General features: G+C 49.5%; 23 protein-coding genes and 2 pseudogenes. 9 read left to right on the top strand and 16 right to left on the bottom strand.

Features of this window, described 5'->3' with window-relative positions; all coding sequences use genetic code 11:
• Positions 1 to 385 (top strand): annotated as a pseudogene (locus tag AACR41_RS08095) (phosphatase PAP2 family protein); the annotation flags it as partial.
• Positions 386 to 409: 24 nt separating this feature from the next.
• Entirely contained in the window at positions 410 to 1,351 is a 942-nt protein-coding gene (gene era / locus AACR41_RS08090; protein ID WP_030007130.1) for a GTPase Era, read from the top strand.
• 126 nt (positions 1,352 to 1,477) lie between these two features.
• Here era and AACR41_RS08085 read toward each other — a convergent pair whose 3' ends face one another.
• Positions 1,478 to 1,906 (bottom strand): KH domain-containing protein, encoded by a 429-nt coding sequence (locus tag AACR41_RS08085; RefSeq protein ID WP_030007129.1) that lies wholly within the window; start codon positions 1,904 to 1,906, stop codon positions 1,478 to 1,480.
• Positions 1,906 to 2,148, bottom strand: coding sequence for a 30S ribosomal protein S16 (gene rpsP / locus AACR41_RS08080; RefSeq protein ID WP_030007128.1), 243 nt, complete (start codon positions 2,146 to 2,148; stop codon positions 1,906 to 1,908). Before rpsP ends, AACR41_RS08085 begins: the two co-directional genes overlap by 1 nt.
• Before the next feature lie 169 nt (positions 2,149 to 2,317).
• Here rpsP and AACR41_RS08075 point away from each other — a divergent pair, with 169 nt between their 5' ends.
• The gene (locus AACR41_RS08075) at positions 2,318 to 2,941 is read left to right on the top strand and encodes a chorismate lyase (RefSeq protein ID WP_045441973.1); all 624 of its coding nucleotides are present in this window, start codon (positions 2,318 to 2,320) and stop codon (positions 2,939 to 2,941) included.
• A gap of 85 nt (positions 2,942 to 3,026) precedes the next feature.
• On the opposite strand, the gene AACR41_RS08070 is transcribed toward AACR41_RS08075, so the two are convergent.
• The 6 genes from AACR41_RS08070 to AACR41_RS08045 all read right to left on the bottom strand — a co-directional run bounded on the left by AACR41_RS08070 (position 3,027) and on the right by AACR41_RS08045 (position 8,681).
• On the bottom strand, positions 3,027 to 4,238 hold the full coding sequence (locus tag AACR41_RS08070) for a 4-hydroxy-3-methylbut-2-enyl diphosphate reductase (RefSeq protein ID WP_030007126.1): 1,212 nt from the start codon (positions 4,236 to 4,238) through the stop codon (positions 3,027 to 3,029).
• Positions 4,239 to 4,300: 62 nt separating this feature from the next.
• Positions 4,301 to 5,224 carry a Ycf66 family protein gene (locus AACR41_RS08065; RefSeq protein ID WP_030007125.1) on the bottom strand — a complete coding sequence of 308 codons (924 nt, stop codon included), beginning with the start codon at positions 5,222 to 5,224 and terminating at the stop codon, positions 4,301 to 4,303.
• Between the two features lie 71 nt (positions 5,225 to 5,295).
• Complete coding sequence (gene minE, locus AACR41_RS08060) at positions 5,296 to 5,574, bottom strand: cell division topological specificity factor MinE (RefSeq protein WP_012306146.1); 279 nt, start codon at positions 5,572 to 5,574, stop codon at positions 5,296 to 5,298.
• Between the two features lie 87 nt (positions 5,575 to 5,661).
• Positions 5,662 to 6,462, bottom strand: a complete 801-nt coding sequence (gene minD, locus AACR41_RS08055) for a septum site-determining protein MinD (RefSeq protein ID WP_012306145.1) — start codon at positions 6,460 to 6,462, stop codon at positions 5,662 to 5,664.
• Positions 6,463 to 6,526: 64 nt separating this feature from the next.
• A complete protein-coding gene (gene minC, locus AACR41_RS08050; RefSeq protein ID WP_030007124.1) occupies positions 6,527 to 7,447 on the bottom strand; it encodes a septum site-determining protein MinC in 921 nt (306 codons plus the stop codon).
• Positions 7,448 to 7,511: 64 nt separating this feature from the next.
• Positions 7,512 to 8,681: a pyridoxal phosphate-dependent aminotransferase gene (locus AACR41_RS08045; protein WP_030007123.1), complete on the bottom strand. Its 1,170-nt coding sequence runs from the start codon at positions 8,679 to 8,681 to the stop codon at positions 7,512 to 7,514.
• Positions 8,682 to 9,252: 571 nt separating this feature from the next.
• Between AACR41_RS08045 and AACR41_RS08040 the strand changes: the two genes are divergently transcribed.
• Both AACR41_RS08040 and AACR41_RS08035 read left to right on the top strand, forming a co-directional pair.
• Positions 9,253 to 10,470, top strand: coding sequence for an RNA-guided endonuclease InsQ/TnpB family protein (locus AACR41_RS08040; RefSeq protein ID WP_030007122.1), 1,218 nt, complete (start codon positions 9,253 to 9,255; stop codon positions 10,468 to 10,470).
• A gap of 119 nt (positions 10,471 to 10,589) precedes the next feature.
• On the top strand, positions 10,590 to 11,711 hold the full coding sequence (locus tag AACR41_RS08035; protein WP_030007121.1) for a histidinol-phosphate transaminase: 1,122 nt from the start codon (positions 10,590 to 10,592) through the stop codon (positions 11,709 to 11,711).
• Positions 11,712 to 11,721: 10 nt separating this feature from the next.
• Here AACR41_RS08035 and AACR41_RS08030 read toward each other — a convergent pair whose 3' ends face one another.
• Both AACR41_RS08030 and AACR41_RS08025 read right to left on the bottom strand, forming a co-directional pair.
• A complete protein-coding gene (locus tag AACR41_RS08030) occupies positions 11,722 to 12,027 on the bottom strand; it encodes a hypothetical protein (protein ID WP_012306141.1) in 306 nt (101 codons plus the stop codon).
• A complete protein-coding gene (locus tag AACR41_RS08025; protein WP_030007120.1) occupies positions 12,024 to 12,899 on the bottom strand; it encodes an MBL fold metallo-hydrolase in 876 nt (291 codons plus the stop codon). The genes AACR41_RS08030 and AACR41_RS08025 overlap by 4 nt, the downstream gene beginning before the upstream one ends.
• Before the next feature lie 120 nt (positions 12,900 to 13,019).
• Between AACR41_RS08025 and AACR41_RS08020 the strand changes: the two genes are divergently transcribed.
• Positions 13,020 to 14,360, top strand: coding sequence for a nicotinate phosphoribosyltransferase (locus AACR41_RS08020; protein ID WP_030007119.1), 1,341 nt, complete (start codon positions 13,020 to 13,022; stop codon positions 14,358 to 14,360).
• On the opposite strand, the gene AACR41_RS08015 is transcribed toward AACR41_RS08020, so the two are convergent.
• Entirely contained in the window at positions 14,357 to 15,700 is a 1,344-nt protein-coding gene (locus AACR41_RS08015) for a 16S rRNA (cytosine(967)-C(5))-methyltransferase (RefSeq protein WP_030007118.1), read from the bottom strand. The genes AACR41_RS08020 and AACR41_RS08015 overlap by 4 nt on opposite strands.
• Before the next feature lie 130 nt (positions 15,701 to 15,830).
• On the opposite strand from AACR41_RS08015, the gene AACR41_RS08010 reads away from it, so the two are divergent.
• Genes AACR41_RS08010 through AACR41_RS08000 form a run of 3 tightly spaced genes read left to right on the top strand, consistent with a single transcriptional unit; the run spans position 15,831 to position 17,193 of the window.
• On the top strand, positions 15,831 to 16,055 hold the full coding sequence (locus AACR41_RS08010) for a hypothetical protein (protein ID WP_030007117.1): 225 nt from the start codon (positions 15,831 to 15,833) through the stop codon (positions 16,053 to 16,055).
• Complete coding sequence (locus AACR41_RS08005) at positions 16,043 to 16,444, top strand: type II toxin-antitoxin system VapC family toxin (RefSeq protein ID WP_030007116.1); 402 nt, start codon at positions 16,043 to 16,045, stop codon at positions 16,442 to 16,444. Before AACR41_RS08010 ends, AACR41_RS08005 begins: the two co-directional genes overlap by 13 nt.
• A gap of 56 nt (positions 16,445 to 16,500) precedes the next feature.
• Positions 16,501 to 17,193 carry an HAD family hydrolase gene (locus tag AACR41_RS08000; protein WP_030007115.1) on the top strand — a complete coding sequence of 231 codons (693 nt, stop codon included), beginning with the start codon at positions 16,501 to 16,503 and terminating at the stop codon, positions 17,191 to 17,193.
• 499 nt (positions 17,194 to 17,692) lie between these two features.
• Here AACR41_RS08000 and AACR41_RS07995 read toward each other — a convergent pair whose 3' ends face one another.
• The 5 genes and pseudogenes from AACR41_RS07995 to pilM all read right to left on the bottom strand — a co-directional run bounded on the left by AACR41_RS07995 (position 17,693) and on the right by pilM (position 23,420).
• The gene (locus AACR41_RS07995; protein ID WP_030007114.1) at positions 17,693 to 18,277 is read right to left on the bottom strand and encodes a transposase; all 585 of its coding nucleotides are present in this window, start codon (positions 18,275 to 18,277) and stop codon (positions 17,693 to 17,695) included.
• Positions 18,278 to 18,356: 79 nt separating this feature from the next.
• On the bottom strand, positions 18,357 to 20,492 hold the full coding sequence (locus tag AACR41_RS07990; RefSeq protein ID WP_052349664.1) for a secretin N-terminal domain-containing protein: 2,136 nt from the start codon (positions 20,490 to 20,492) through the stop codon (positions 18,357 to 18,359).
• Between the two features lie 232 nt (positions 20,493 to 20,724).
• Positions 20,725 to 21,531: a hypothetical protein gene (locus AACR41_RS07985; RefSeq protein ID WP_030007112.1), complete on the bottom strand. Its 807-nt coding sequence runs from the start codon at positions 21,529 to 21,531 to the stop codon at positions 20,725 to 20,727.
• A gap of 50 nt (positions 21,532 to 21,581) precedes the next feature.
• Entirely contained in the window at positions 21,582 to 22,313 is a 732-nt protein-coding gene (locus AACR41_RS07980; protein WP_030007111.1) for a PilN domain-containing protein, read from the bottom strand.
• 4 nt (positions 22,314 to 22,317) lie between these two features.
• Positions 22,318 to 23,420: pseudogene (gene pilM, locus AACR41_RS07975) on the bottom strand (type IV pilus assembly protein PilM).
• Between the last annotated feature and the right edge of the window lie 93 nt (positions 23,421 to 23,513).

Raw genomic sequence — 23,513 nt, 5'->3', positions numbered from 1 at the left:
AGGAATTTTTTGGATTAGCGTTGGCCTGTGGCTCGACGGGATGATTCCCTTACCGAATTATCAGTGGTGGCAAAAAATTAGCTTTTGGGGCCTGGGGGGATTGGTGGCGATCGCCTTGCCGGGATTAGCAGATTTACTGGGAATTTTCTGCGGTTTTTTGGTGCTTCCAAGTTTTACTTTTACGCCGCCCCAGGGCTACCGCGACAAAATAATGCTCGGATTCGGCGGGTTGGTGATCCTAATTCTCAGTTATCTCCTGCTGAAAGGAGCAAGTCTTATGTTGCCCCCAATTGGCCTGGTGAACTATGGGCGCTATTTGGCGATCGCCCTCATCGTTACAGAAGGTATCCCCCGTCTCTGGCAACGCCTCCAGCCAGTAAGATAAAAACACGCCACATCGCACAAATTCATGACCCAAGACTTTGATCTCAACCCGACTATTCCCGTTGCCCCCGCCGATTTTCGTTCTGGTTTTGTTGCCCTGATCGGTCGTCCCAATGTGGGCAAATCCACCCTGATGAATCAATTGATCGGTCAAAAAGTGGCGATCACCTCCCCCGTCGCCCAAACCACCCGCAATCGCCTGCGCGGTATCCTCTCCACTGACCAAGCGCAAATTATTTTTGTCGATACCCCTGGGATTCATAAGCCCCACCACGAGCTGGGGAAAATTTTGGTCAAAAACGCCCGCAGTACCGTTGGGGCGGTGGATTTAGTGGTATTTATCGTTGATGGTGCGGTTCCCTTGGGTAAAGGCGATCAATTTATCGCGGACTTTTTGGTGAAGACAGAAGCCAAGGTGATCCTTGGGGTCAACAAAATTGACCAACGCCCCGACAATAAGCCAGATATCTTCGCTTCTTATCAAGACCTCGCCAGCCAAAATAATTGGCAACTCCAAGAATTTTCGGCCCTCGCTGGCGATCGCCTTCCCGAACTCCAAGACAAACTCATTCAGGCTCTCGATCCTGGCCCCTACTATTACCCCCCCGACCTCGTCACCGACCAGCCCGAACGCTTTATTATGGCCGAACTAATCCGAGAACAAATTTTGCTCCACACTCGCCAGGAAATTCCCCATTCTGTGGCGATCGCCATCGAACAAGTCAATGAAGGAGAAGAAATTACCGAAGTCCGTGCCGCCATCAACGTCGAACGCAATTCCCAAAAAGGAATCATCATCGGCAAAAAAGGGGCCATGCTTAAAACCATTGGCACCGCCGCCCGTCAGCAAATCCAAAAACTGATTGCTGGCAAAGTTTATCTCGAACTCTTCGTTAAAGTTCAACCTAAATGGCGACAATCCCGCACCCGCCTCGCCGAACTTGGGTATCGCCTCGAAGATAACTGAACCGTCCAAACTGAAGCCTAGGCATAGCAGCACCAATAACAAAGACTCCAAACCAAAGGGCGACTGGAGTCTCAGGAGGCATCCACCAGGGACACAATTTCAATTTTGTCGCAACGCAAAAATAGCCTAACCCTCGTCGGAGTTCCGCAACTGGGGGCTGGGCTTCGGCGTGCGGGGCCGTCGGGAAGTGCGACCACGCCGACCGTCTTCCCTTCTACCACGAGAAGAACCAGAGGAACGCTCTCTCTGGCCACCATTGCCATCATGGCTACCGTACACATCCAAGGAAATTTTTTGCTGAGGATTGGTGGCAGCCCCATTGAGCACGGTTTCAATGGCCCGTAGATTTCGGCCGCCACGCCCAAAGACCTTTCCCTTATCCTCTTGCTCAAAAGCAACACGGATCAAAACCCGGTTGCTACTCGATAGCTGTTCGCAATCTATCGCCAGGGATTGGGGGTCATCAAGCAATGGCTCTAGAAGAAATTTGGTTAATTTTTCGTAGTTTGCCGTTGCTGAATGGGATGCACTAGACAGATCGTCTAAATTAGACATTAAACTTGGTCGAATACTTTAGCTTTTTCGAGGAGGTCACGCACTGTGTCTGTCGGCTGGGCACCTTCTTTGAGGCGCTTCACGATCGCCGGCACATTCAGGCGAGTTTCATCGGTACGGGGATTATAAAATCCGAGTTCTTCTAGGGGACGACCATCGCGGCGGCTGGTGCTTTGGGCAGCCACAAGACGATAGCTAACTTCTCTTTTCTTACCAAAACGCTTTAGACGGAGCTTTACCATTTGTTTTAACTGTGAAAAACTTCTATAGAAATAACTATAACAGAGCCAATATACTATCAAAACATAAGCACTGAGGGATGTCAATTTGCCCTGGTTACAGTGAGAACCCCAGCGGCAGGGTGGGCAAGAATTGTTTATGATCAGTTTAGTTGAAGTTTTGTGAAGAATCTTGACTCTAGCACTCAATTCTCCGTTTTTGGCAACGTCTAAAGAGCGTCAGTGGCACTGTTTAGAACCCATCTGGCAAGGGGGGATGGCCGAAGTACAAAAGGGACTCCCCCACAGCCAACTCGCCCCGCCCTGGCAAATTTTGCTCTTGGGGGATGGTTCGCCGACCCGCCATTTGGGTCTACTGACACGGGAAAAAATTGAGGTCGATGTGATCGACATGTCCCCCATTGGTACGGATAATGATGGGGCACCGAGTTTGATTTCTGCGATCCCAACGCCCCATTTACGCCGTCAGGTGTGGTTACGGACGGCGGGGGGACAACGTTTGGCCTATGCAACATCCTGGTGGGATGCGAACCATGTGGATGATTATTTGCAAAATCGCAGTTTGCCCATTTGGGAGAGTTTGTCACGGCTCCACACGGAACTGTACCGGGATATTCAAGGAATTTATCTGGGGCGATCGCCAATCCTAGAAGCCGCTTTTCAGGAAGAAGGGCCTTTTTGGGGCCGCCATTATCTGTTTTGGCATGATGGTAAACCCTTAACTTTGATTTATGAGGTGTTTTCGCCCTATTTGCGCAAATATTTAGGACAACCGAGCCAGGAATTTCCCCAATAAAAATCCCCATCCCCAGGCGATCACCAGCAGTAGGACGGGGTAAATATTTTTTACGTTTGCGGATGTTTAACGGTGCCTGAAAAAGTTAGACCAAGGCCGCTGGTTGGGCTTTTTCGGCAAAGATTTTCGCAATGACGTCTTCAACAACTTTGTCGGGGGTAGACGCGCCGGAAGTCACACCAATTTTTAGTTTGCCAGCCGGGAGCCAATGGGTTTGGGTCGTGATTTCACCATCGAGGGGTTTGTGGGCAATGGTGTTATTCCCTAAAAGGCGATCGCCGCTGTCGATGTGATAGGAAGGGATATTGCGCTCGACGGCGATTTCCTGGAGGTGGGTGGTATTGGAGGAATTGAAGCCACCGATGACGACCATTAGATCTAAATCTTTTTCCACGAGGTCAAACATCGCATCCTGGCGCTCTTGGGTGGCATCACAAATCGTATTGAAGCTCATGAAGTGGTCATTAATTTCCGTCGGGCCAAATTTTTCGAGCATCGTCTGTTCAAACAGTTTGCCCATTTGTTCCGTTTCGCTCTTGAGCATGGTGGTTTGATTCGCCACGCCCACACGGTCTAGATCTTTGTCAGGGTCAAACCCTTCGGAATAGGCATTTTTAAATTTGTCGAGGAACGCTTGGCGATCGCCTCCATGGAGAATGTAATTCCGCACATATTCCGCTTCGTCTAGGTTCAACAGAACGAGGTAAGTCCCCGCAAAGGAACTGGTAGCCACCGTTTCCTCATGCTTATATTTGCCGTGGATAATCGAAGTGTAATTTTTCTTTTTGTGCTTTTCAACGGAATTCCACACCTTAGAGACCCAAGGGCAGGTGGTATCCACAATCGTACAACCGCGATCATTGAGCAGTTGCATTTCTTGCACCGTCGCCCCAAAGGCCGGCAGAATCACCACATCGCCATTCGCCACGCCACTAAAATCCTTAGCGCCATCAACCACCTCAATAAAATGAACATTCATCTCCTTCAGACGATTATTCACCGAGGGATTGTGGATAATTTCGTTTGTTACCCAGATTTTTTCCGTAGGGAAATGCTTGCGGGTTTCGTAGGCCATCGCCACTGCCCGTTCTACCCCCCAACAAAAGCCAAACGCCTCCGCCAGGTAAATGGTGACATCACCACGGGTTAACTCATAGTTGTTGTCACGGATCTCTTGGATCAGGCTACTTTGATATTCGCTGGTCATCATGCCAGCCACTTCATCTTTATGGCCAAATCCTTGGCGATAGTAATTTTCAGAGTGATTTAGGGAACGTTTAAAGGCTTTGGTATCCATAGGGCACGGGAGATCAACGATACGCTTCAGTCAAAGATCATAGCGAATTCTTGGGGCGATCCCTAATCTTTAGGAGTATCTTCGGCTTTGGAGGTTTCGTCTAATTCAGCCGAGGCTTCTGTTTCTGCCTGGGTTGCTGCTTCGGCAGCTTCAGCTTGGGGTTCCTCTAGAGGGGAAGTTTCGTCGGTGACATCATTAACAGCAGTGTCTGGCTCAGACGCATCTTTTTCTTCGGCAAAAATTTGCTCAATATCTTCGTCTCCTGCTGATGCACTGGTTTCCGTTGGGGCTGCGGTAGATGCGGATTTACGTCCAAATAGCCGACCGAAGGAAAATCCTTTTTTAGAGGGTTGTGCCGTAATCGGTGGAGCGGTGATGGCGTCGCTTTCTGTTTCTGGGGTGTCGGATACTTCCGTGGGTGTCTCAGAAGCTTCTTCTGGCGAGGGAACGGGCTTTGTAGAGTCAGCTTTGTCTAAATCTTTTGAAGCAGAGGGCGTTGCTGGTTCTGGGGTCGGCTTTTCAGTTTCGGGAGATGTAACTGGGGCCGTTTCAGGAGACTCAGATGGTGTAGAGGTTTCTGGAGCTTCCTTTGCGAGGTCAGTAGTTTTAGAGGAATCGGAGGAAGATTTTTGGGTCTTTTTGGTTGCTGGGGCAGACGTAACTTTGGGCTTTTTAAAACGGTCTTTGACGTAGCCAACCAGGGAAACTTTGTCGAGGTTGGGGATTTTGCTGGGATCAGCGATCACCTGGCGGAGTCGGAGGGTTTCCCAAGCAAACCAACCGAGGAGGATCACACTGGCCAATTGCCCCAACAGGATGGCCCCAGCCATTTGCCCGGCACAAACCCAAAGGACGAGGGCGTAGAAAAGACCAACAGTGCTCCAAAAAAAGTCATCTTGGCGGTGGAGTTTCGGGAAAATAAAGGCAGTCAGAAATAGCAACCCGCTCCCCAGGGCAACGGCGATCGCCAAAATTTGTGCCAACATGACCAACAACTCCTACTGATGCTAACTGCTTGCCCTATTGTGCCAGAATCATCGGATCTTCGCGTAAAAAACTATTCTAGGGAACGAATATCCCGTACTCGACGAATCGGTAGATTTGCCACCAAAGCCGTCATCCGGTCACTACTCGAAAGGTCGAACTCCATTTCCTCTGGATCCACCTCGACGTATTTAGCGACGACGGCCAAAATTTCCTGGCGCATCTCCTCGACTTTTTCGGGACTGAGGCCCACCCGGTCGTGGGCAATGACCAGCTTGAGGCGTCGTTTTGCTTCGTCACTGCTCTTGGGAGACTGCCAATGGAGCAGCTTTTCAAGTAATTCCTGGATCATGACTCATTACATCATTACAAAGGGAAACATTAATTAGATTTCAGCATAGAGGGGAATGAGGGCGATATTCCGCATCAGAGACAGCAGTTAACTGGCAAAGATCCGGCGAATTTTGGCAAGGAATCCCTCTTGGTTGGCCATTAGGTTTAACAGGGGCACTTTTTCCCCCTCTAGACGGCGGGCAATATTCATAAACGCGGTGGCAGGGAGGTCATTTTGTTTGTCTCCTAGCACCAACGGTTCGCCCCGGTTACTGGAAACAATGACTTGTTTATCGTCGGGAATAATCCCCAGGAGCGGAATGGCGAGAATTTCGAGGACATCCTCGACGCTCATCATTTCATTTTGCTTGACCATTTCTGGCTTGAGGCGATTCACAATGAGGCGCGTCCGTTTAATGCCATAGGCTTCTAAAAGACCCACAACCCGGTCTGCATCACGTACGGCAGCCACTTCGGGGGTTGTGACGATCAGTGCTTCCCTCGCGGCGGCGATCGCATTCCGAAAACCCATCTCGATGCCCGCCGGACTGTCCACCAAAATATAATCAAAAGCTTTATTCAGCCGCATAATGAGCTGTTTCATCTGGGTGGGAGTGACGGATTCTTTATTCCGGTTTTGGGCTGCTGGCAGGAGGACGAGACCATTCTGCCGTTTGTCCTTCACAAGGGCTTGTTCGAGGCGACATTCTCCGGCGATCGCCTCAATGGCCGTATAGACAACGCGATTTTCTAAACCCAAAAGCAAATCCAGGTTTCGCAGACCAAAATCCGCATCGACCAGGGCCACTTTTTTGCCGAGCTTGACCAAGGCCGAACCGAGGTTGGCGGTACAGGTGCTTTTGCCGACGCCTCCTTTTCCGGAGGTCACAACGATAACGCGACTCATAGACTTCTGGGTGGATAAATAATTCAATAAGCTTACGACATAGCCACTGGTTGCGGCAGCTTAGCTACGATATTACAGGTAAGAGGGGATCAGATGTTTCCTGCCAATGCTGTTGATCGGCTTGGTATTGGTAGTTTTTCGAAAATTTGAGGGCCGGAGCTAGACGAATTCCCTCTTGGGTCAGATAGGCCACCTCTGGCTTTCGTTGCTCAACGGCCTGGGGGGCAGCACGGGCGACCACATCGGCAATGCGCAGTTGGGTCGGCTCCATTTGCAACGCCATAATCCGTCCCGTGCGATCGCCTTTTGCACCAGCATGGGCAACTCCCCGCAAACAACCCCACACCACAATATCTTTGTCCGCGACGATGCTTCCCCCCGGATTGACATCCCCTGTGACAATCACCGAACCGGGATAGACGATTTCAACTCCGGAGCGGACGGTTTGGTCAATGTACAACACCTCCGGTTCTTTATCGGGGGCCAGGAGCGGTTTTAACTTTAGAGGAACATCCGCCAACAGTTGATTCGGGGGATCTTGATCGACGCTATAACCTGCTGTAGCGGCGGCGATCGCCGTTTGCCGTCGGTTGGTGTAAATGCGTTTGAGCTTTAGGTCGTGGGGTTTGAGTAGGTCAGCCAGTTCCTGGAGTTGACGGCCCCCTACCAGTTGATTTTGAGCGATTAAGTGAACGTGGGCGACTGGAAAATCAGCAGCAGCCTGCAACTGCTCCCGAAAATTGGCCCAGATTGTGTCCCAAGCCTCAATTTCATAGGTCTGGGTGGTGGGTAAGACTAGGGTGAGGTGGTCAGCTTCAAGGCCGAACTGCAACTCCGGGGTCGCCATGACTGCTTCTGGCTCTTTTGGGTTGAGATCATCACGTTCCGTAACAATCTCCGGGGTCGCGCTTTCACTGGAGTTAGAAGAAAACTCCGTCGATGTTGAGTCGGGATTGGGGAGAGTGTGATCGTCAAGCTCGGCCATAAAGTCAATTAGAAATTTACCCCTGATTTATAACAGTCAGAACTGGGCTTCGGCAAAATTTTACTTACCTTGAGAGGGACTGGAGAAATTTGCCAAGACGGGACATTCCCTTTTCAATGGTGCCGAGATCTGTGGCGTAGGACAGACGAATGCAGCGGTCGTTGCCAAAGGCCACCCCAGGGATCGCCGCCACCTGCTGCTCGGCGAGGAGCTGTTTACAAAAACTGAGGGAATCAAGACCGTAGGCGCTGATATCCACAAAGAGATAAAAGGCACCGTCGGGGGATGGACAACTCAAACCCGGCAGATCTTGAATCGCCCCCAGCATTACTTCCCGACGCTTACTAAAGGCGGTTAACATTTCCTGGACGCAATCAAGTCCTCCTTCTAGGGCGGCGATCGCCCCATATTGGGCAAAGGTACAAACGTTGGATGTGCTGTGGCTCTGGATCGTGATCATGCCTTTAATTAGTTCCACCGGCGCGGCAATGTAACCCAAGCGCCAGCCCGTCATCGAAAACGCCTTCGCGAAGCCATTACAGGTGATTGTTAGGGGAAAAATTTCATCATTCACAGAGCCAATACTCTGGTGAACAGCATCCCCATAAAGAATTTTTTCGTAGATTTCATCGGCCACCACCAACACTTGTTTTTCCACTAAAACCTGGGCGATCGCCGCTACCTCTGCCGGACTGTAGACGGCCCCGGTGGGATTCGAAGGGGAGTTGAAAACAAATAATTTCGTTTTGTCGGTGATCGCCTGGCGCAACTGATCCGGAGTGATCTTGTAGCCCGTTGCTGCCGTGGTTTCGACGAAGATCGGGGTGCCGCCCGCTAAAATCACCATTTCTGGATAGCTCAACCAGTAGGGGGTCGGGATAATCACCTCATCCCCCGGTTCAATGAGGGCCATCATCAAACCATAGAGGGCGTGCTTGCCGCCATTGGTGACGATTACATTTTCGGGGTTGTAGGGGAGATTATTTTCTGTCTGTAATTTTTTGGCGATCGCCTGACGCAGGGCTGGTTCTCCGGGGGCAGGGCCATATTTGGTTTTTCCCGCATCGAGGGCGGCTTTGACAGCAGTTTTAATGTGATCGGGGGTGTCGAAATCTGGTTCTCCAGCACTAAAGCTGCACACGTCAATCCCATCCGCCTTCATGGCCTTTGCTTTTGCGGAGATTGTGAGGGTAATCGAAGGCTTGATTTGACCGACTCTGGCTGCCAATTTCATGGTGATTTGCGTTTAGATAGGAAGTGGAAAACGTGAAATAACGGTGCAGGAAAATTCCCAATTTTTAGGCTAAGGCGACTCCCCACTGCACCAACATTATTTTTACATAACGCAACCTTAACTTTTGGTGGGTTCGGGAGGCAGTAAGTCCCGCGACTTCGGCGTGAGCTCAGTCGAACGCTGTAATTTTAACGGCAATGGGTTGAAATCCCCGCCCCTTAGGGCGTAATCCTCTATAATCATGGTGTTGACATGGCAACAGATAGCGAAAACCAAGCTAGACACATACAAAGTATTTTTTGTGACCATGAGTTTTGCCCTCAGGAACTGGGGAGTCAGCCTATCGCCAGAATATTAAGACTCGCTATTCCTCGGAATAGAAAGCTGTTCTTTGGGTAGGAAGCTCTGCTGCTTGCGGCGGGGCAGTTCACTTCAGCATCGGGATGCTTCGGTAAACTCAGCAACAACACGGACATCCTGCGCTTGTCGATTCCCTTCGATGGGGATGAGACAAGCTTTTATCTGATGCTATACTACAAATTTATTTATCACGTTTCTTTTCTCCCGATAAATGTATCGCGCTTACAAGTACAGACTTTACCCTACTGCCACTCAACGGGTTTCTCTGGCGAAATCTTTTGGTTGTGCTCGCTGGTTCTGGAATTATGCGCTGCATTTGTGTCAACAGACTTACCAGGCAACTGGTAAGGGTTTATCTCGTGGCTATCTTCAAGGGCTTTTACCTGCTCTCAAAAAGGAGCATGAGTGGCTAAAAGAACCCTATTCTCAATGTCTTCAGGCGGTCGCCCTCAATCTCTCGACTGCCTACAAAAACTTCTTTGAGAAGCGGGCAATGTTGCCCCGCTTCAAGTCAAAGCATGGAAAGCAATCCATTAGCTACCCCCAGAATGTCAAATTTGAGGGGGATTACGTACATCTACCCAAGATTGGTGCTGTTTACTGTCGTGTTCATCGTCCTTTTGAGGGGACGATAAAAACTGTCACTGTTTCACGGAACCCTGATGGGAAGTATTTTGCTTCTGTACTAGTAGGTGACGGGAAAGAAAAGGTTGAGTCAAAACAGAAAGGCAAGGCTGTAGGAATTGATGTGGGATTAACTCACTTTGCGATTACCAGTGAGGGTTCTAAGTTTGCAAACCCCCGGCATTTTGCCAATCATCAACGGAACCTAAGGCGAAAACAGCAAAGGCTTTCTCGGACACGGAAAGGGAGTCGGAATCGACAGAAGGCAAGGTTGGCGGTGGCAAAAGTCCATGGCAAGATTGCGCGCTGTCGAGGGGATTTTCTCCACAAGCTATCCCGCAAGGTAGTGAACGAAAACCAAGTGATTGTGGTGGAAAATCTCAATGTGAAGGGCATGGTGAGAAATCATAATTTAGCCAAAGCAATCAGTGATGCGGGCTGGGGAATGTTTTGCACGATGCTTAAGTACAAGGCGGAATGGGAAAAAAAGCAATATCTGGAGATTGACCGCTTCTTTCCTAGTTCTAAAACCTGCCATGTGTGTCTAAACCGGGTAAAAAGTCTGCCGTTGGATGTACGAACTTGGAATTGTGAAGGGTGTGGCACTCATCATGACAGGGACATCAATGCAGCAATCAATATCAGAAATGAAGGCTTGCGGATACTTCGACTGGACTCAGTTCAAGTATTGTCGTTGGGAACCAGCGATACTGCCTGTGGAGGGAATGTAAGACAACCTGGCAAAACGTCTGTTTTGTTGGATGCAGTTCCCGTTGAAACAGGAAGCCCGCGCTCTATTGCCTAGCAATGAGCGTCGGGTAGTTCACACTTATGATCGATTTCACAGATTGATTACATTTCATTTGCGTTCGTTTCAATGCCCTTGGGGAATTGATTTTCATTCTTCTTTTTTGCACAGCACCTATGTCCTTTTTGCGTTCTGACTTGGCCCAACTCAAAGCCTATGTGTCCCACCCCGGTGGCCCGGTAAATACGCCGGTAGATATTCTCGACACCAATGAAAGTCCCTACGATCTCCCAGCGGATCTCAAGGAAATTTTGGCCGAACATTATCAAAATCAAATTGCCACAAACCGCTATCCTGACGGGGGCCATGGGGCGCTCAAGGAAGGCATTGCCGACTATGTGAATCGTTCTGGGCAGTTGACCGGGGATATTCAAGCGGCCCACATCTCCGTGGGAAATGGTTCCGATGAGTTGATCCGCTCATTGTTAATTGCCACTTGCCTGGGCGGGGAAGGGTCGATCCTGGTGGCCGAACCCACCTTCTCGATGTACCGCATTTTGGCGCAAACTTTGGGAATTCACACCGTGGCGATCGCCCGACAGCCAGAAGACTTTAGTTGGGATCTTGCGGCGGCCCAAAACGCCATTGACCAACCCCAAGGGGCACCGGTGCGGGTGGTATTTGTGGTGCATCCCAACTCTCCCACAGGCCAATGTCTCACGGCAGCAGAAATTAGCTGGCTCCAGTCTTTGCCGCCGGATATTCTCGTGGTGGTGGACGAAGCCTATTTTGAATTTAGTCAAAAAACTTTGGTGGCAGAAGTCCTACAGCGGCCCAACTGGGTGATCCTGCGCACCTTCTCGAAGGCGTTCCGGTTGGCGGCCCTGCGGGTGGGCTATGCCGTGGGCAGTTTAGAAATTATCCAAGCCCTCGAAAAGGTACGCCTCCCCTATAATTTGCCTAGTTTTTCCCAGGCGGCGGCCCGACTCGCCCTCGACCATGGCGATCGCCTGTTAGAAACCATTCCCGAAGCTCAACAGGAACGGGGGAAACTTTACCAAGTGTTAGGGCAACTGCCGAATTTCCAGGTGTGGCCGAGCGATGCGAATTTCCTCTATGGTCGCCTCCAGCCAGCGATGGAACCCCAGGCAGAAGCCTTAGCAAACCTCGTCGAAACTCTGAAAAATCAGGGGACTTTAATTCGACACACGGGGGGCGGCCTGCGGATTAGTGTAGGAACACCAGCGGAAAATCAGCGCACTTTAACTCGGTTAACAGGTTACTTGCAGGCTTTGTAAACAGGTAATTTCAGAGGCGACGTCGCACAAAGATTAACGCCCGAAGGAGTTGTTGGAGCAGCTTAATCTGGGCGATGACTTGCTGCCCTTGCTGTTTTTTCATCTGGATCTGTTGGGTGGTGGCGGGGATCACGTCTGCTTGTTGAATTAAATCTTCCACGACAATTTTGATTTTGCGTTCGTTTAGGGCGAAACGGTGGCGACTAAGGCGCAGATCCTGGTGCCAACGGCGAACTTTGCGCCAGAGAATATAATTCACCCCGATGAGACAAAGATTACTGGCGATCGCCACCAACCAGAAAAACGTTACGCTCATGCCACGGACTCCATCCACTGAATACAAGCTTTTAAATCTTGGTGTAGGGTTGCGCTGTCGGCCTGGTAGCGGCGGCCATGGCCCGGCAAAATCCAGGTGATCGGGTAGGAGAGGAGTTTTTTCATCGATTCAATTTGCGCTGTCCAAGAATACCAACAGTGATTCCGAAAGCCCGTCAAATGACCCAGGCGCGCCGAAAAAGCTAGGTGATCCCCGGTAAAAAGATATTGATCGCGGTAGAGTAACACTGCATGGCCTTCGGTGTGGCCCGGCACGGGAATAATTAGGCAATCTTTGAGAAAGGGGATCGCTTCGGTGCCTTCGAGAACGGTTTCTACGGCTTTTGTTCCCTCCCGAAGATCGGCCCGGTGCAACAGGCGATCGCAACCGAAATGATCATGGAATTTTTGGTGATCGGCCACGTCATCCCGGTGGGTTAAAAATAAATATCTCACGCCGCCAAGGGCTTCGAGTTGCTTCACTAAAGAGGGTTGGAAGCGGGGAGAATCAACCAGAATATTCCCCTCTGGATGCTGGATAAAATAGCTGGCGGCCCCAAAGGATTTGCGCGAATGGTAGCCGCAATAATAGATATTTTCAACAATGGGCAGGGGAAACTCAGCCTGGATTGCGGGGAGATCTTTCGGTGCGGTTTCGGTGGCGATCGAGGCCGTGGGACAGGCTAATAAAGCTTGCAAGGCGGCCCGCCTTTGGTCAGAGGTTTGGGGTTGGTGGTAGACGGCGGATTGCCCATCCTGGCGGTTAAAAATCTCTGGACTGAGCCAACGGCAAGTGTCACAGTCAATGCAACTACTGTCCACATAAAAGTCACCGGGCACATTTTGCGATCGCCGCTGGTGTTGGGTTGCCATGGATCTTTTTCCCCTGAACTTTCTGATGGGATCTTAACATTCACCCCTAAAAGCAGCCGATCCAGATTTTTTATTGTAAAATAAACACTAAATTAATTCATTGGAGGCGAAAGACGCACCATGGTTGGGAAAAATTTGGACATCACGGCCCAGGACTACAGTCTGTTAACGGATCTTTACCAACTCACCATGGCAGCCTGTTATGTGGGGGAAGGGCTGGCGGAGACCCCGGCTTGCTTTGAAATGTTTGCCCGTCGCTTGCCCGATGACTTTGGCTATCTGGTGGCGATGGGCCTGGAGCAGGTTTTAAGCTACCTAGAAGGATTACGGTTTACGGAGACGCAAATTGACTATCTCCGCAGTACCGGAATTTTTGAGCAGGCCCCAGCTGCCTTTTGGGATTTACTCGCCACGGGCCGTTTTACAGGGGATCTTTGGGCCGTCCCGGAGGGAACCGTGATTTTTCCCCAGGAGCCGTTTTTGCGGATCGAAGCCCCCCTGTGGCAAGCCCAAATTATTGAAACGTTTCTGCTCAATGCCATTAATTACCAAACCCTAATTGCAACACGGGCGGCACGGATGCGTCATATTACGGGCGATCGCCAATTATTAGAATTCGGCACAAGGCGGGCTTTTAGTCCCCAGGGGTCTACCTGGGCGGCACGGGCGGCTTTGGCTGGCGGGTTAGATGCCACGTCCAATGTTTTAGCCGCACAACAGTTAGGAATTAAACCCGTGGGAACCATGGCCCATGCCTTGGTGATGGCAGTGGGCACCCTCAAAGGCTCCGAGGACGATGCGTTCCGGGCGTTTCACCGTTATTTTCCGGCGGCCCCTTTGCTCATTGATACCTACGACACCGTGGCGGCGGCGGAGCGTTTAGGTAAGGCGATCCAGGCTGGCGAAACCCATTTAGCGGGAGTACGCCTCGATTCGGGGGATTTATTAACCCTCTCCCAACAGGTGCGGCAAGCGTTACCAACGACGGTAAAAATCTTTGCCAGCGGTGATCTCGATGAAGTAGAAATGGCGCGGCTCCAGGCGGCTGGGGCAACCATTGATGGCTATGGTTTGGGGACGAAATTGGTGACAGGCGACCCAGTTAATGGCGTGTATAAATTAGTGAAAATTGGCGATCGCCCGACGATGAAAAAGTCCAGCGGAAAAGCCACCTATCCGGGTTGTAAGCAGATTTTCCGCGATCTAGAGGCTGGCCGGGATCGCCTCGGTTTAGTGAATGAAGCTCCCCAATCAGGAGAAATGCCTCTGCTCGAAAAGGTGATGGCCCAAGGAAAACGCCTTGTATCCCCAGAGGATTTAGCAACCATTCGCCAACGAACGACGGCTAACGTGCGCCAACTGCCCGATGAAGTAAAACGTTTAGGAAAGCCTGAGGCCTATCCCGTCAAAATTTCTGAATCTCTGCAAACCCTCACCGAGGCGATCGCCCAATCCCTCTAGGCAGGCCGTTGCAACTTCACCATAAAGAAACCATCCATGTCATGGCGCTGGGGTAAGACCTGAATCCAACCCTGTTCCTGGGCGTAGGGAAAAGCGGGTGAATCGGGTCTGGGGGGGACAATCTGCCAGTCTGGGTGTTCCGCGAGAAATTGGTTGGCGATCGCCTCATTTTCTGCCGGATTTAGCGTGCAGGTAGCATAGACTAAATAGCCTCCCGGTTTGACCCAAGTGGCCCCCGTGGTGAGCAGTTCTCTCTGGAGTTGGGTCAGTTGCGCAATTTTCTGGGGGTTTTGTTGCCAGCGGATATCGGGGCGTTTGTGGAGTGTCCCTAGGCCCGAACAGGGCACATCCAGCAGGACTCGGTCGGCCATATTGCGAAACTGCGAATAGGTGCGACTGTCACCGATGAGGGTGCGGATCATCGAGAGCTTGAGACGGCGGGCATTTTGCTCAATTTTATTAATGCGGGCTTGATATTTATCGCTGGCCCAGATGGTGCCGCGATCTTGCATTTTTTCGGCGATGTGGGTCGTTTTGCCGCCGGGGGCTGCACAGGCGTCGATAATCACTTCCCCCGGTTGGGGATCGAGCAAGTGGGTTACCAATTGGGCGCTGGCATCCTGGATTGTCCACCAGCCTTCTTTGTAACCCGGCAAATCTTGGATCAAACCCCGTTTTTCGACTAGGCGCAGGGCATTGGGTAAATTGGCGATCGCCTCGGCTTTGACCCCTGCCTGGGTGAGTTTATCCTGGACAGCGGCGACATTCGCCCGGAGGGGATTCACCCGGAGATCCAGTTGGGCAGGCCGATTAAACCATTGACAAAGCTGTTCCGTTTCCTCCGCTCCAAATTGTTCAAGCCATTGTCCAATCAGCCATTCCGGAAAACTATATTGCAAAGCTAGCCGCTCTGCTGCTGTCTCTGGTAACTGGAGCGGATCATGGCCTTTGTCCCGTTGCCGCAGATAACCGCGCAGACAGCCATTTACCACCCCTGCTAATTGGCCCAGCTTGTTGGTTTTCGCAATTTCAACGCTGGTATTGACCGCCGCCGAGGGGGGAATTTGATCTAAGTAACGCAGTTGGTACAAACCCAGTTGAAGGAGTACCCGTAGATCAGGCGGTTGTTGATCGATGGGCTTTTTTCCTAGTTGATCAATAATCGCATCGAGGGTTTTTTGGCGACGGACAGTACCATAGACTAATTCGGCAACTAAAGCGCGATCGCTCCCGGTGAGGTTACTTTTGTGGAGGACTCGATCAAGGGCCACATCGGTATAGGCGTTGTGGTACATGATTTGCCGGAGGGCGAGGAAGGCGAGTTGGCGGGCTGAAGACATTAAATCCGATAAAAACGTAGTAGGTTGATTATCCCCTAGTCTGTTCCTCCCCACTACTTCTGAACTTAGCTTTGGGTTTGAATCGGACAAAACTTCTAAAATGTATGGGTAATGCTCTGGATGAATCGATATGCTGAAAAGTTACGAGGCAATTTATGAGGCAGGACAAATGATTTGGCTTGGGGAAGTGCCCCAAATTGATCAAGCACGGGTAATTGTGACGATCATTGAGGAAGGTTCTCCGATTCAGAAAAAACGCCACTTTCCCCCATCACACTTGGCTGACAAAGCGAAAGTCCTCGGTGATATTGTGGCACCCCTAGTAGATGAAGCAGATTGGGAATGTCTGAAGTAATTCTCCTAGATACCCATATTTGGTTATGGCTCATCAATGGCGATTTTGATCAATTTCCGTCCCACTGGGTTGAGAAGCTGGAACGAGTCGATGTTGTTGGTGTTTCGCCGCTATCTTGCTACGAAATCGCTCTAGCCTGTCAGCGACAGCGTTTGCAACTGACTTGTCGCCCCGAAGAATGGATACGGCAGGCTTTAGATCCGGCAGGTATCGAGATTTTGCCTTTAACGGCAACAATTGCAGCAAGGGCTGTAAATTTATCTCCTATTCATCGAGACCCATTTGATCGCATGATTATTGCGACAGCTCTGGTGTATCAGGCTCAGCTTGCCAGTATTGACGGGCTTTTTGGAAAATATCCTGAACTCGAAAATTATTTAATGAGATAGATTGTTTGGTTTAATACTGGCAATCTTTAAAGTATTGTGAGCATGAGAGCAAGGTTATGGTCAGGTTGATTTCGGATTTTGATGGGGTGGTCGTAGATCTGTCGGAACGCTACTATCGTGTTTATCGCTGGCGGTTAACCCAAGTCGCAGCACCGGAGCAAACGTTATCCCCCTTAACAAAGGAGGAATTTTGGGCTTTAAAGCGACAAAAGACTTCCCAGACCGATATTGGTTTGCGGTCGGGTCTCCGGGAGGATCAGTTACCAGAGTTTAAGCGGCTCCGAGATGACCATGTGCATCGACTGGAAAATATGGTGCACGATCGCCTGATTGAAGGTTCCTTAGAAGCATTGACGACGGCCCAAAACTTGGGCTGGGAAGTGATGACGGTTACCATGCGCCGTTACAGCGAACTAGACAAAATTCTGCAGCTTCATCCGGTTTTGCAGGATATTTTTCCGGGCGATCGCCGTTTTTGTTTACCCGACTCAACGGATCGCAACCAAGATTTTTATCAAAAGCCGTTACTCATGGGCGAAAGCCTCGCCCGACTGCGTCCCAAAGAAACCACTTGGATGGTGGGGGATACGGAAGCCGACATCCGCTCGGCCCAGAGCCATAATATTCCCGTGATTGCAGTTCTTTCGGGGATTCGCGATCGCCAACTATTGGCCGCCCACAACCCAGATTTCATTGTGGAAAATTTATGGGAAGCGGTGCAACTGATCCGAGAACAGGTCGCTAGTTAGCATAGAAAAAAAGCTATGTTATAATTTGGGCGCTTTATTGGGGCTGTGGCTCAGCAGGATAGAGCAAGCGCCTCCTGAATCTTTCGGGCAGCATGGATCGGAAACGCCATGGCTGAATGTGGTCAAATTCAAGGAAGCCTAAGTGATGGAAATTTTCATCATAGGGTAACCCTGAGCCAAGCCTTTCGGTGCCTCGCCGGAGGAAGGTGCAGAGACTAGCAGGTTGGTTTTGGGGCAAATTTTTTTGAGGATCTTGAATGCTAACGTTTGTAGCGAAAGGTCATCGCCAACCCAGCATAACGGCCACCACCTACGGAAACCGCAGGGATTTGATTACTAAATCCCTATTTCTAAGGTGAAGAGATAGTCCAGAGAGTTGGGGAAACCCACACCAATCTGAAGCGCTAGGTCGCCGGTTCGAATCCGGCCAGTCCCGTTTTTCCCGTAGGGATTTGGTCTCCAAATCCCATTATTATGAAATCCCCTGGCAACCAAATCCCTACCATTTCGATGGGATATTGGGGTGTAATTGGTCGGTGTGCCAATTGTAGGGATTATTTTCTATGTATTCTCTGAGGATATTGAGAGATTTTTCATGGCGAATAATGTGCTCGTAATAGTTTTTTTGCCAAATTTTTGTCCCAACTAGACCGTGTTTTTGATTGATTTTTTTCGTTGTTTGATATTTAAAATAGGCGATGATTTTGCCAAGATTTGTTTTTTGTTCGTAAAAAGGGCGATCGCCTTTGTTGTGAATGGCGTTAAAAGCATCTTTTGGCGGTGGCACAGGGAAATCTGTCGTTTCAGGTTCGGTACAAATTAAGATGCCATGAAAATGATTGGGCATAATCACGGCGGCATCAATTTCTAGATTTTCAAAATGTCTAGGCAAATAATTCCAAACTTGTTCAACAATTTTTCCATACTCGTTTAAGTGCAAGATTTTATCCGTGATCGTGCCAAATAAACATTCACGGGCCTGCACACAAATTGTCACAAAATATGCGCCTGCCCGGTTGTAATCATAAGATTTCAAACGAATGGAGCGCCGATGATGAATTTGCGGATTATATTGATTTGCCATCGCAATAACCGTAGGGATTTGGTTTCCAAATCCAAAATAATAGAAACCAAGGGCATGGGAACCAAGCCCCTACGGATGGTTAACGGGTGGGGAAACGAGCATTGTCTAGCATTTCACGGACTGTTTCACTAGGCTGATAATCATAACCCCAAGTCGCTCCATCAGATTCATCAATAATCTGGGGAGTAATTATAAATAAAAGCTCGCGACGAATATTTTCTCTAGTTGTACTTCTAAACAATGATCCAATGATAGGAATGTCACCAAGAATAGGTACCTTAGAGGTATTTACAAAATCTTCTTCATTAATTGCACCAGCTAAAATGAGAGTCTGATTATCTCTTAGACGAACAAGACCTGAATTTAATAGACTCGTTCGCTTCAAAGAAATAATTGCACCATTTCCATCAAATACAAATTCTCGCTCATCTCCCACATCCGATACTTCTGCACTGATATTCAATGAGACAAAACCATTATCATCGATGCTATCAACAGTAATCGGCACGATTAAACCAACTTCATCAATTTCAGCTTCAACAGTAATGGTAGAATCGCCATTGTCATCCTCCTCCTCAGTGCGGGTAATATTAGCAATAACTTCCTGTGTTAGGCGAAGTTCACTTGTTTCATTTTCTTGGATGATTAAGGTTGGGTCAGCCAAAATTTTTCCAGTTCCTTGCTCCAATAAACCTGCTACTAAAGAGCCAGCGAGATTAGTGCGCCCAGATTCGATATCAGGGTTTCCAAAACCCAAAATATCAATACCTCCTACATTGGGAACAAACAGAGGGCCACGACCTAGAATATCCCTTGCTTCTCCATTAGGAGACAAAATAATTCCATTATCAGCATCAAAGCCTACACGATCATCCAGCAAAAACTTAATATCTGAGGCTATGGAACGATTACCGTCTAGTCTTACATCAATGATTTTGACATTCAATGCAACCTGACGTTTACGTGCATCCAGTTGTTGAAGCATCGTACTTGCAATTTCAACAATTTTTGGCTCACCTGTTAGAGTGATCGAATTGAGGCGTTCATCAGTACGAATTTCCAACTGAGAAAGTAAAGATTGTAAACGCCCTTGAGTTTCGGTTTCTCCTTCAGTAGAAGAACTTTCTCCAGTACTAGTACCTCCTTCTTCTCCAAAATTAATTGAAGATGAAACCGTTGTGGCAACTGACGGAGCGATACCAGTCCCTGCATTTGCTGTGACTGATCTTGTTCTTGTAATTCCTGTTGATCCCGTCTCTAAGTAAGCTCTAGCTTGCTCAACCTTAATTTGATTCAAACGAAAAGTTCTAGTAATGCTTGGGTTAATAGCACCTGGAAGATTTTTCCCAACAAAAATTGTCCGATCTTTCATAACGGCTTTTAAATCAGCCATCATCAAAACATAGTTGAAAACTTCTTGTACAGGCTCATTCTCTAAATCTAAAGAAACTGTGCTGTCGCTAATATCATCGGAAACTACTAAATTCATACCTGCCGTTCGCGCTAACAATGCCATCACATCCTCTGCAGGAGCCTGTTTAAGGACAAGGCGAGGTACGATTGCGTTCGTCCGCAGATCTACATATCTAGGTAGAGTTGTATCAATGGTTGAAATAGAGATATCCCCCACTGGTGGCGCACTGGCCCTTGGTAAAAACGGTGGGATGGGGGCCGTCGGTTGGAGGAAATTATTTTGATTGTTATTGCTGGGGGCACTCTGAGCCAACAAGGTCGGTTCAATGACTGTGGAGGGCTCTGTGACCTGGGCCATTTCTGTCGTGTCTGCTGTCGAGGTGGTCACATTGAGCAAAATGCTGTTGTTATCCTGGCTGAGGATTTCCCCTTTTGGTGCTGCCACTTCCCCTAGGGCAACGATTTTGACATTGCCTGGAGCCGACTCCATCACCTCGATGCGCTCAATCCCCGGTAAAGGATTATCTTGGCTGAAAATATCCTGTCCATTGCCGAGATCTAACCGTGCATTGGCAATTTCTGCAATGAGTACCCGGTCTTTTTGGGTCGTCGAAATCTGGGGCTTCTCACCAGACAGGTTTGCACTCTCTGGCGCAAGACTAAGGGCGAGCTCTAGGTTGCCATCCCCTGGCCGTACCGCCAGTTCCCGTACTTGTATATTTGCTGCCTGGGCTGGGGTAACTAAAACTGTTGTAGAAGCAACGACACCAGCGACGACTCCGGAATAGGACTTGATATTCACGACAGAAAATCTCCACACACACTAATTAAATGTAATCGAAAAACCGAAATGAATCCCGCTTGAAATTAACAATAATTTTAAAAAACAACCCTAAAAATCCAAAATAATTAGCAATTTAAAATAAGTTTTGCTAATGATGTCTTCAGAAATTTGTTTTGAAACCAAAATTAATGGTTCTTATGCCGCTAGTTTACCTCCCTATCTCCTCAGCAAATTGTTTTGACCTCAAAACCTAGCCACCATTCTCTGCAGGTTGTTCCTCTTGACCTTCTTCTCCCTCGGCTGGGGCGGCCTCAGCAGCTAATTCTGCTTGTCGGGCGGCTAGCTCTTCCGGGGTCGGGGCAATGAGGGCATCTACCACAAAGGAAACCCCTAGCTGGGCTTGGGTTTGTGTTACCAAACGGCCATTTTCGTAGCGGAATGTCGCTGGTTCAGCCACCGTCGTCGAAAAATTACGCAATACCAACAACGGCTGCAACACATCGATGCTCGTGAGCATGGACTCTGCTTCTGTGTAGGTCATATTATCGAAGCTGACGTTGAAGGTTTGGTACTTCAGTTTATTTTGGGCGGCTTCACCGTAGGTAGCGGCATCGGTAATAAATTCGGGTTTAGGCGGTGTGGGCTCGTAGCTCGTTAGTTGTACATTGCTGGCTGTGAGGATCCGGTTGAAATCAAGCAAAAAAGTCTGCATTTGCTTGTCTTGACCATAGGCATTGAGAATTTCGGTGGCAATCCGTTGCTCGTTGGCTAATTCCACCTCGCGCTGGGCAATTTGCTCTTGGATATTCCCGGCGCCTTTTTCTTGTAATTCTGCTTGTTTTGTCTGGAGTTCCTGTTCGAGGGTGCTGATTTCCCCTTGGATGGGTCGAACGAGAAACCACCATAGTCCGGCGCTGGCCCCAATGCCGGCGATCGCCAACATCGTCCCTAAAACTTTTGAAGTGAACTGAATCCCAAAAGCTTCAAAAAAGCCCTGTTCCTGACCAACCATGGTCATTTCCGTCATCGTTTGCCGGAACTCTTCTGCGTATGTCATCGGTTGTTGCTCCTCCTCACAGTGTTGATGAATATCGAGATCGTTAAATCCTAAAAGCTACTCCGCAAGCGTTCGGCCATCCCCCGTGCCCCCTGGCTGTCTAGGGTGCGAATCACCTCTGCATCGGTGAGGTCATTGAGGGAGATTGATACCGTATAATCCACCACCTGGGGCATGCTAAAAGAAGCAACGGGCCGCGGAAAATCCACCTGGGCAGTGGTAATCGGGTTATCGACTAAATTTGCACTGACAATATAGATTTCTTCCCCTTGCAGCAAAGGCGATTCCGGCAGGTTGAGGACAAAATCATTCACTTCATTAAAAGTGCGTGCGTTACCCCGTACCAACACTTGATTATCCGACTGCTCGAAGGAGGTGATCTTGAGACCGGGTGGGGTTAAATCACCCACTTCCCGCAAAATTGCCGACCAGGGTTTAATCCTCGTTTGCAGCACATCCACAAAGGCTTGGCTTTGGGATCTGTAGGTGTCAATTTCTTGTTGAATTTGCTGTAACCTCGCCTGCTGGGCATTGGCTCCCTGGAGCTGTTGATCGACAACGGCAATCTCTTCTTGGATGTTCGCTTTTTCACGACTTTGCTGGAACCACAACAGACCCACCACCGCCAAGGCCGCCGCAGTGACCGCCCCACCGATAATTAGTGGCTTTGGCTCTTGGCCCGGAATCACCCCAGGTTTGCTCACCAGACGATCGGCGATCGCCATCGAAGAATCTTTCGTTAAACCACGGTCTTTCAGGAAATTAATATCTAAACCATACATAGCCCTATACCTCCCGGAGTCCTAAACCCAGTGCAGTGCCCAAGGACGGTCGTTGCACCTTGGAAATTTCTTCATCAACGTCAATAGACAGCGCCTCAAACGGATCAATTTGAATCGTCGGAATGCTGAGACGCTGCGTAAAAAATTCATCCAGTTGACTAATCCCCCCCCAGGGCCAGCCAACATTAATTGGGCCACTTCCAGCTCACCGCTCTGGTTGAGGTAAAAATCAATGGAACGGCGCAATTCGTCTGTCAGTTCCCCTAGAACGCGCAGGAGGGCCGCCATCCCAGGGTTAATGCCTGTGGCGCCAGTGCGCGATCCTTCCATTGGTGTGTTGGGAATGGTCATCCCCTGGAGAAGTTCGATGTCGCGGGGGGCAGGTAAATTCATGGCGCGGGATAGGGCATTTTGCAGTTGCGAAGCACCAATGGGCACCGTCCGAGAAAACTGTGGTACCCCATCGACCACAATGGCAATTTCGGTACAGTCAAATTCAATATCAACCAAGACCACCGCTTCCTGGGAGCTAAACTGCCGTAGTTGCTCACGAATCGTCCGGAGGAGGGCAAAACTATTGATTTCGAGGATATTGATCTCTAGTCCCGCCTGGACAATGGTCTCCACATAGGCGTCGGTCACTTCTCGCCGGGTGGCCACCAACAGAACTTGCACCTTTTCAATGCCATCTTCATCCTGGAAAAACCCAAGTTTTTGATAATCGAGATCCACTTCTTCGCGCGGGTAGGGCAGGTAGAGGCTTGCTTCGTGGTTGAGGACCATATCCCGCAGTTCGGCATCATCGAGTTCGGCGGGGATCGGGATCAGGCGAATAATTGCCTCCCGCATGGGCACGGCGGCGGTAACTTGTTTGACGCTGATGTTGTTGGCGCTGAGGGTATTTTGGATCAGCTCGGCGAGGGCGGGAACATCAACAATTTTTCCTTCTTCAAAAATACCTTCGGGTACGGGTTCGGTGATGTAGGTCGCCAGCTTATAGACCTGTCCCTGTTTTTTGAGTTGGACAATGTTTAAGCGTTCCGTTGAGATCTCGATGCCAATCCCTTTACGCTTTGGTTTGAAGATATTTTTGAAGAAATCTAGCATAGGAAAATGTTCCGAAAGGATGACCTATGGAGCCATCGGTGCTAACCACCCATACCCCGGTTGCTATTAAATTTAGCTCAGTTTGCCGAAAGT

The organism is Picosynechococcus sp. NKBG042902, from assembly GCF_963864045.1.
GTDB lineage: Bacteria > Cyanobacteriota > Cyanobacteriia > Cyanobacteriales > MRBY01 > MRBY01.
Note: the sequence above shows the minus strand (reverse complement) of the source record. Positions and strands in the feature narration are given on the sequence as shown.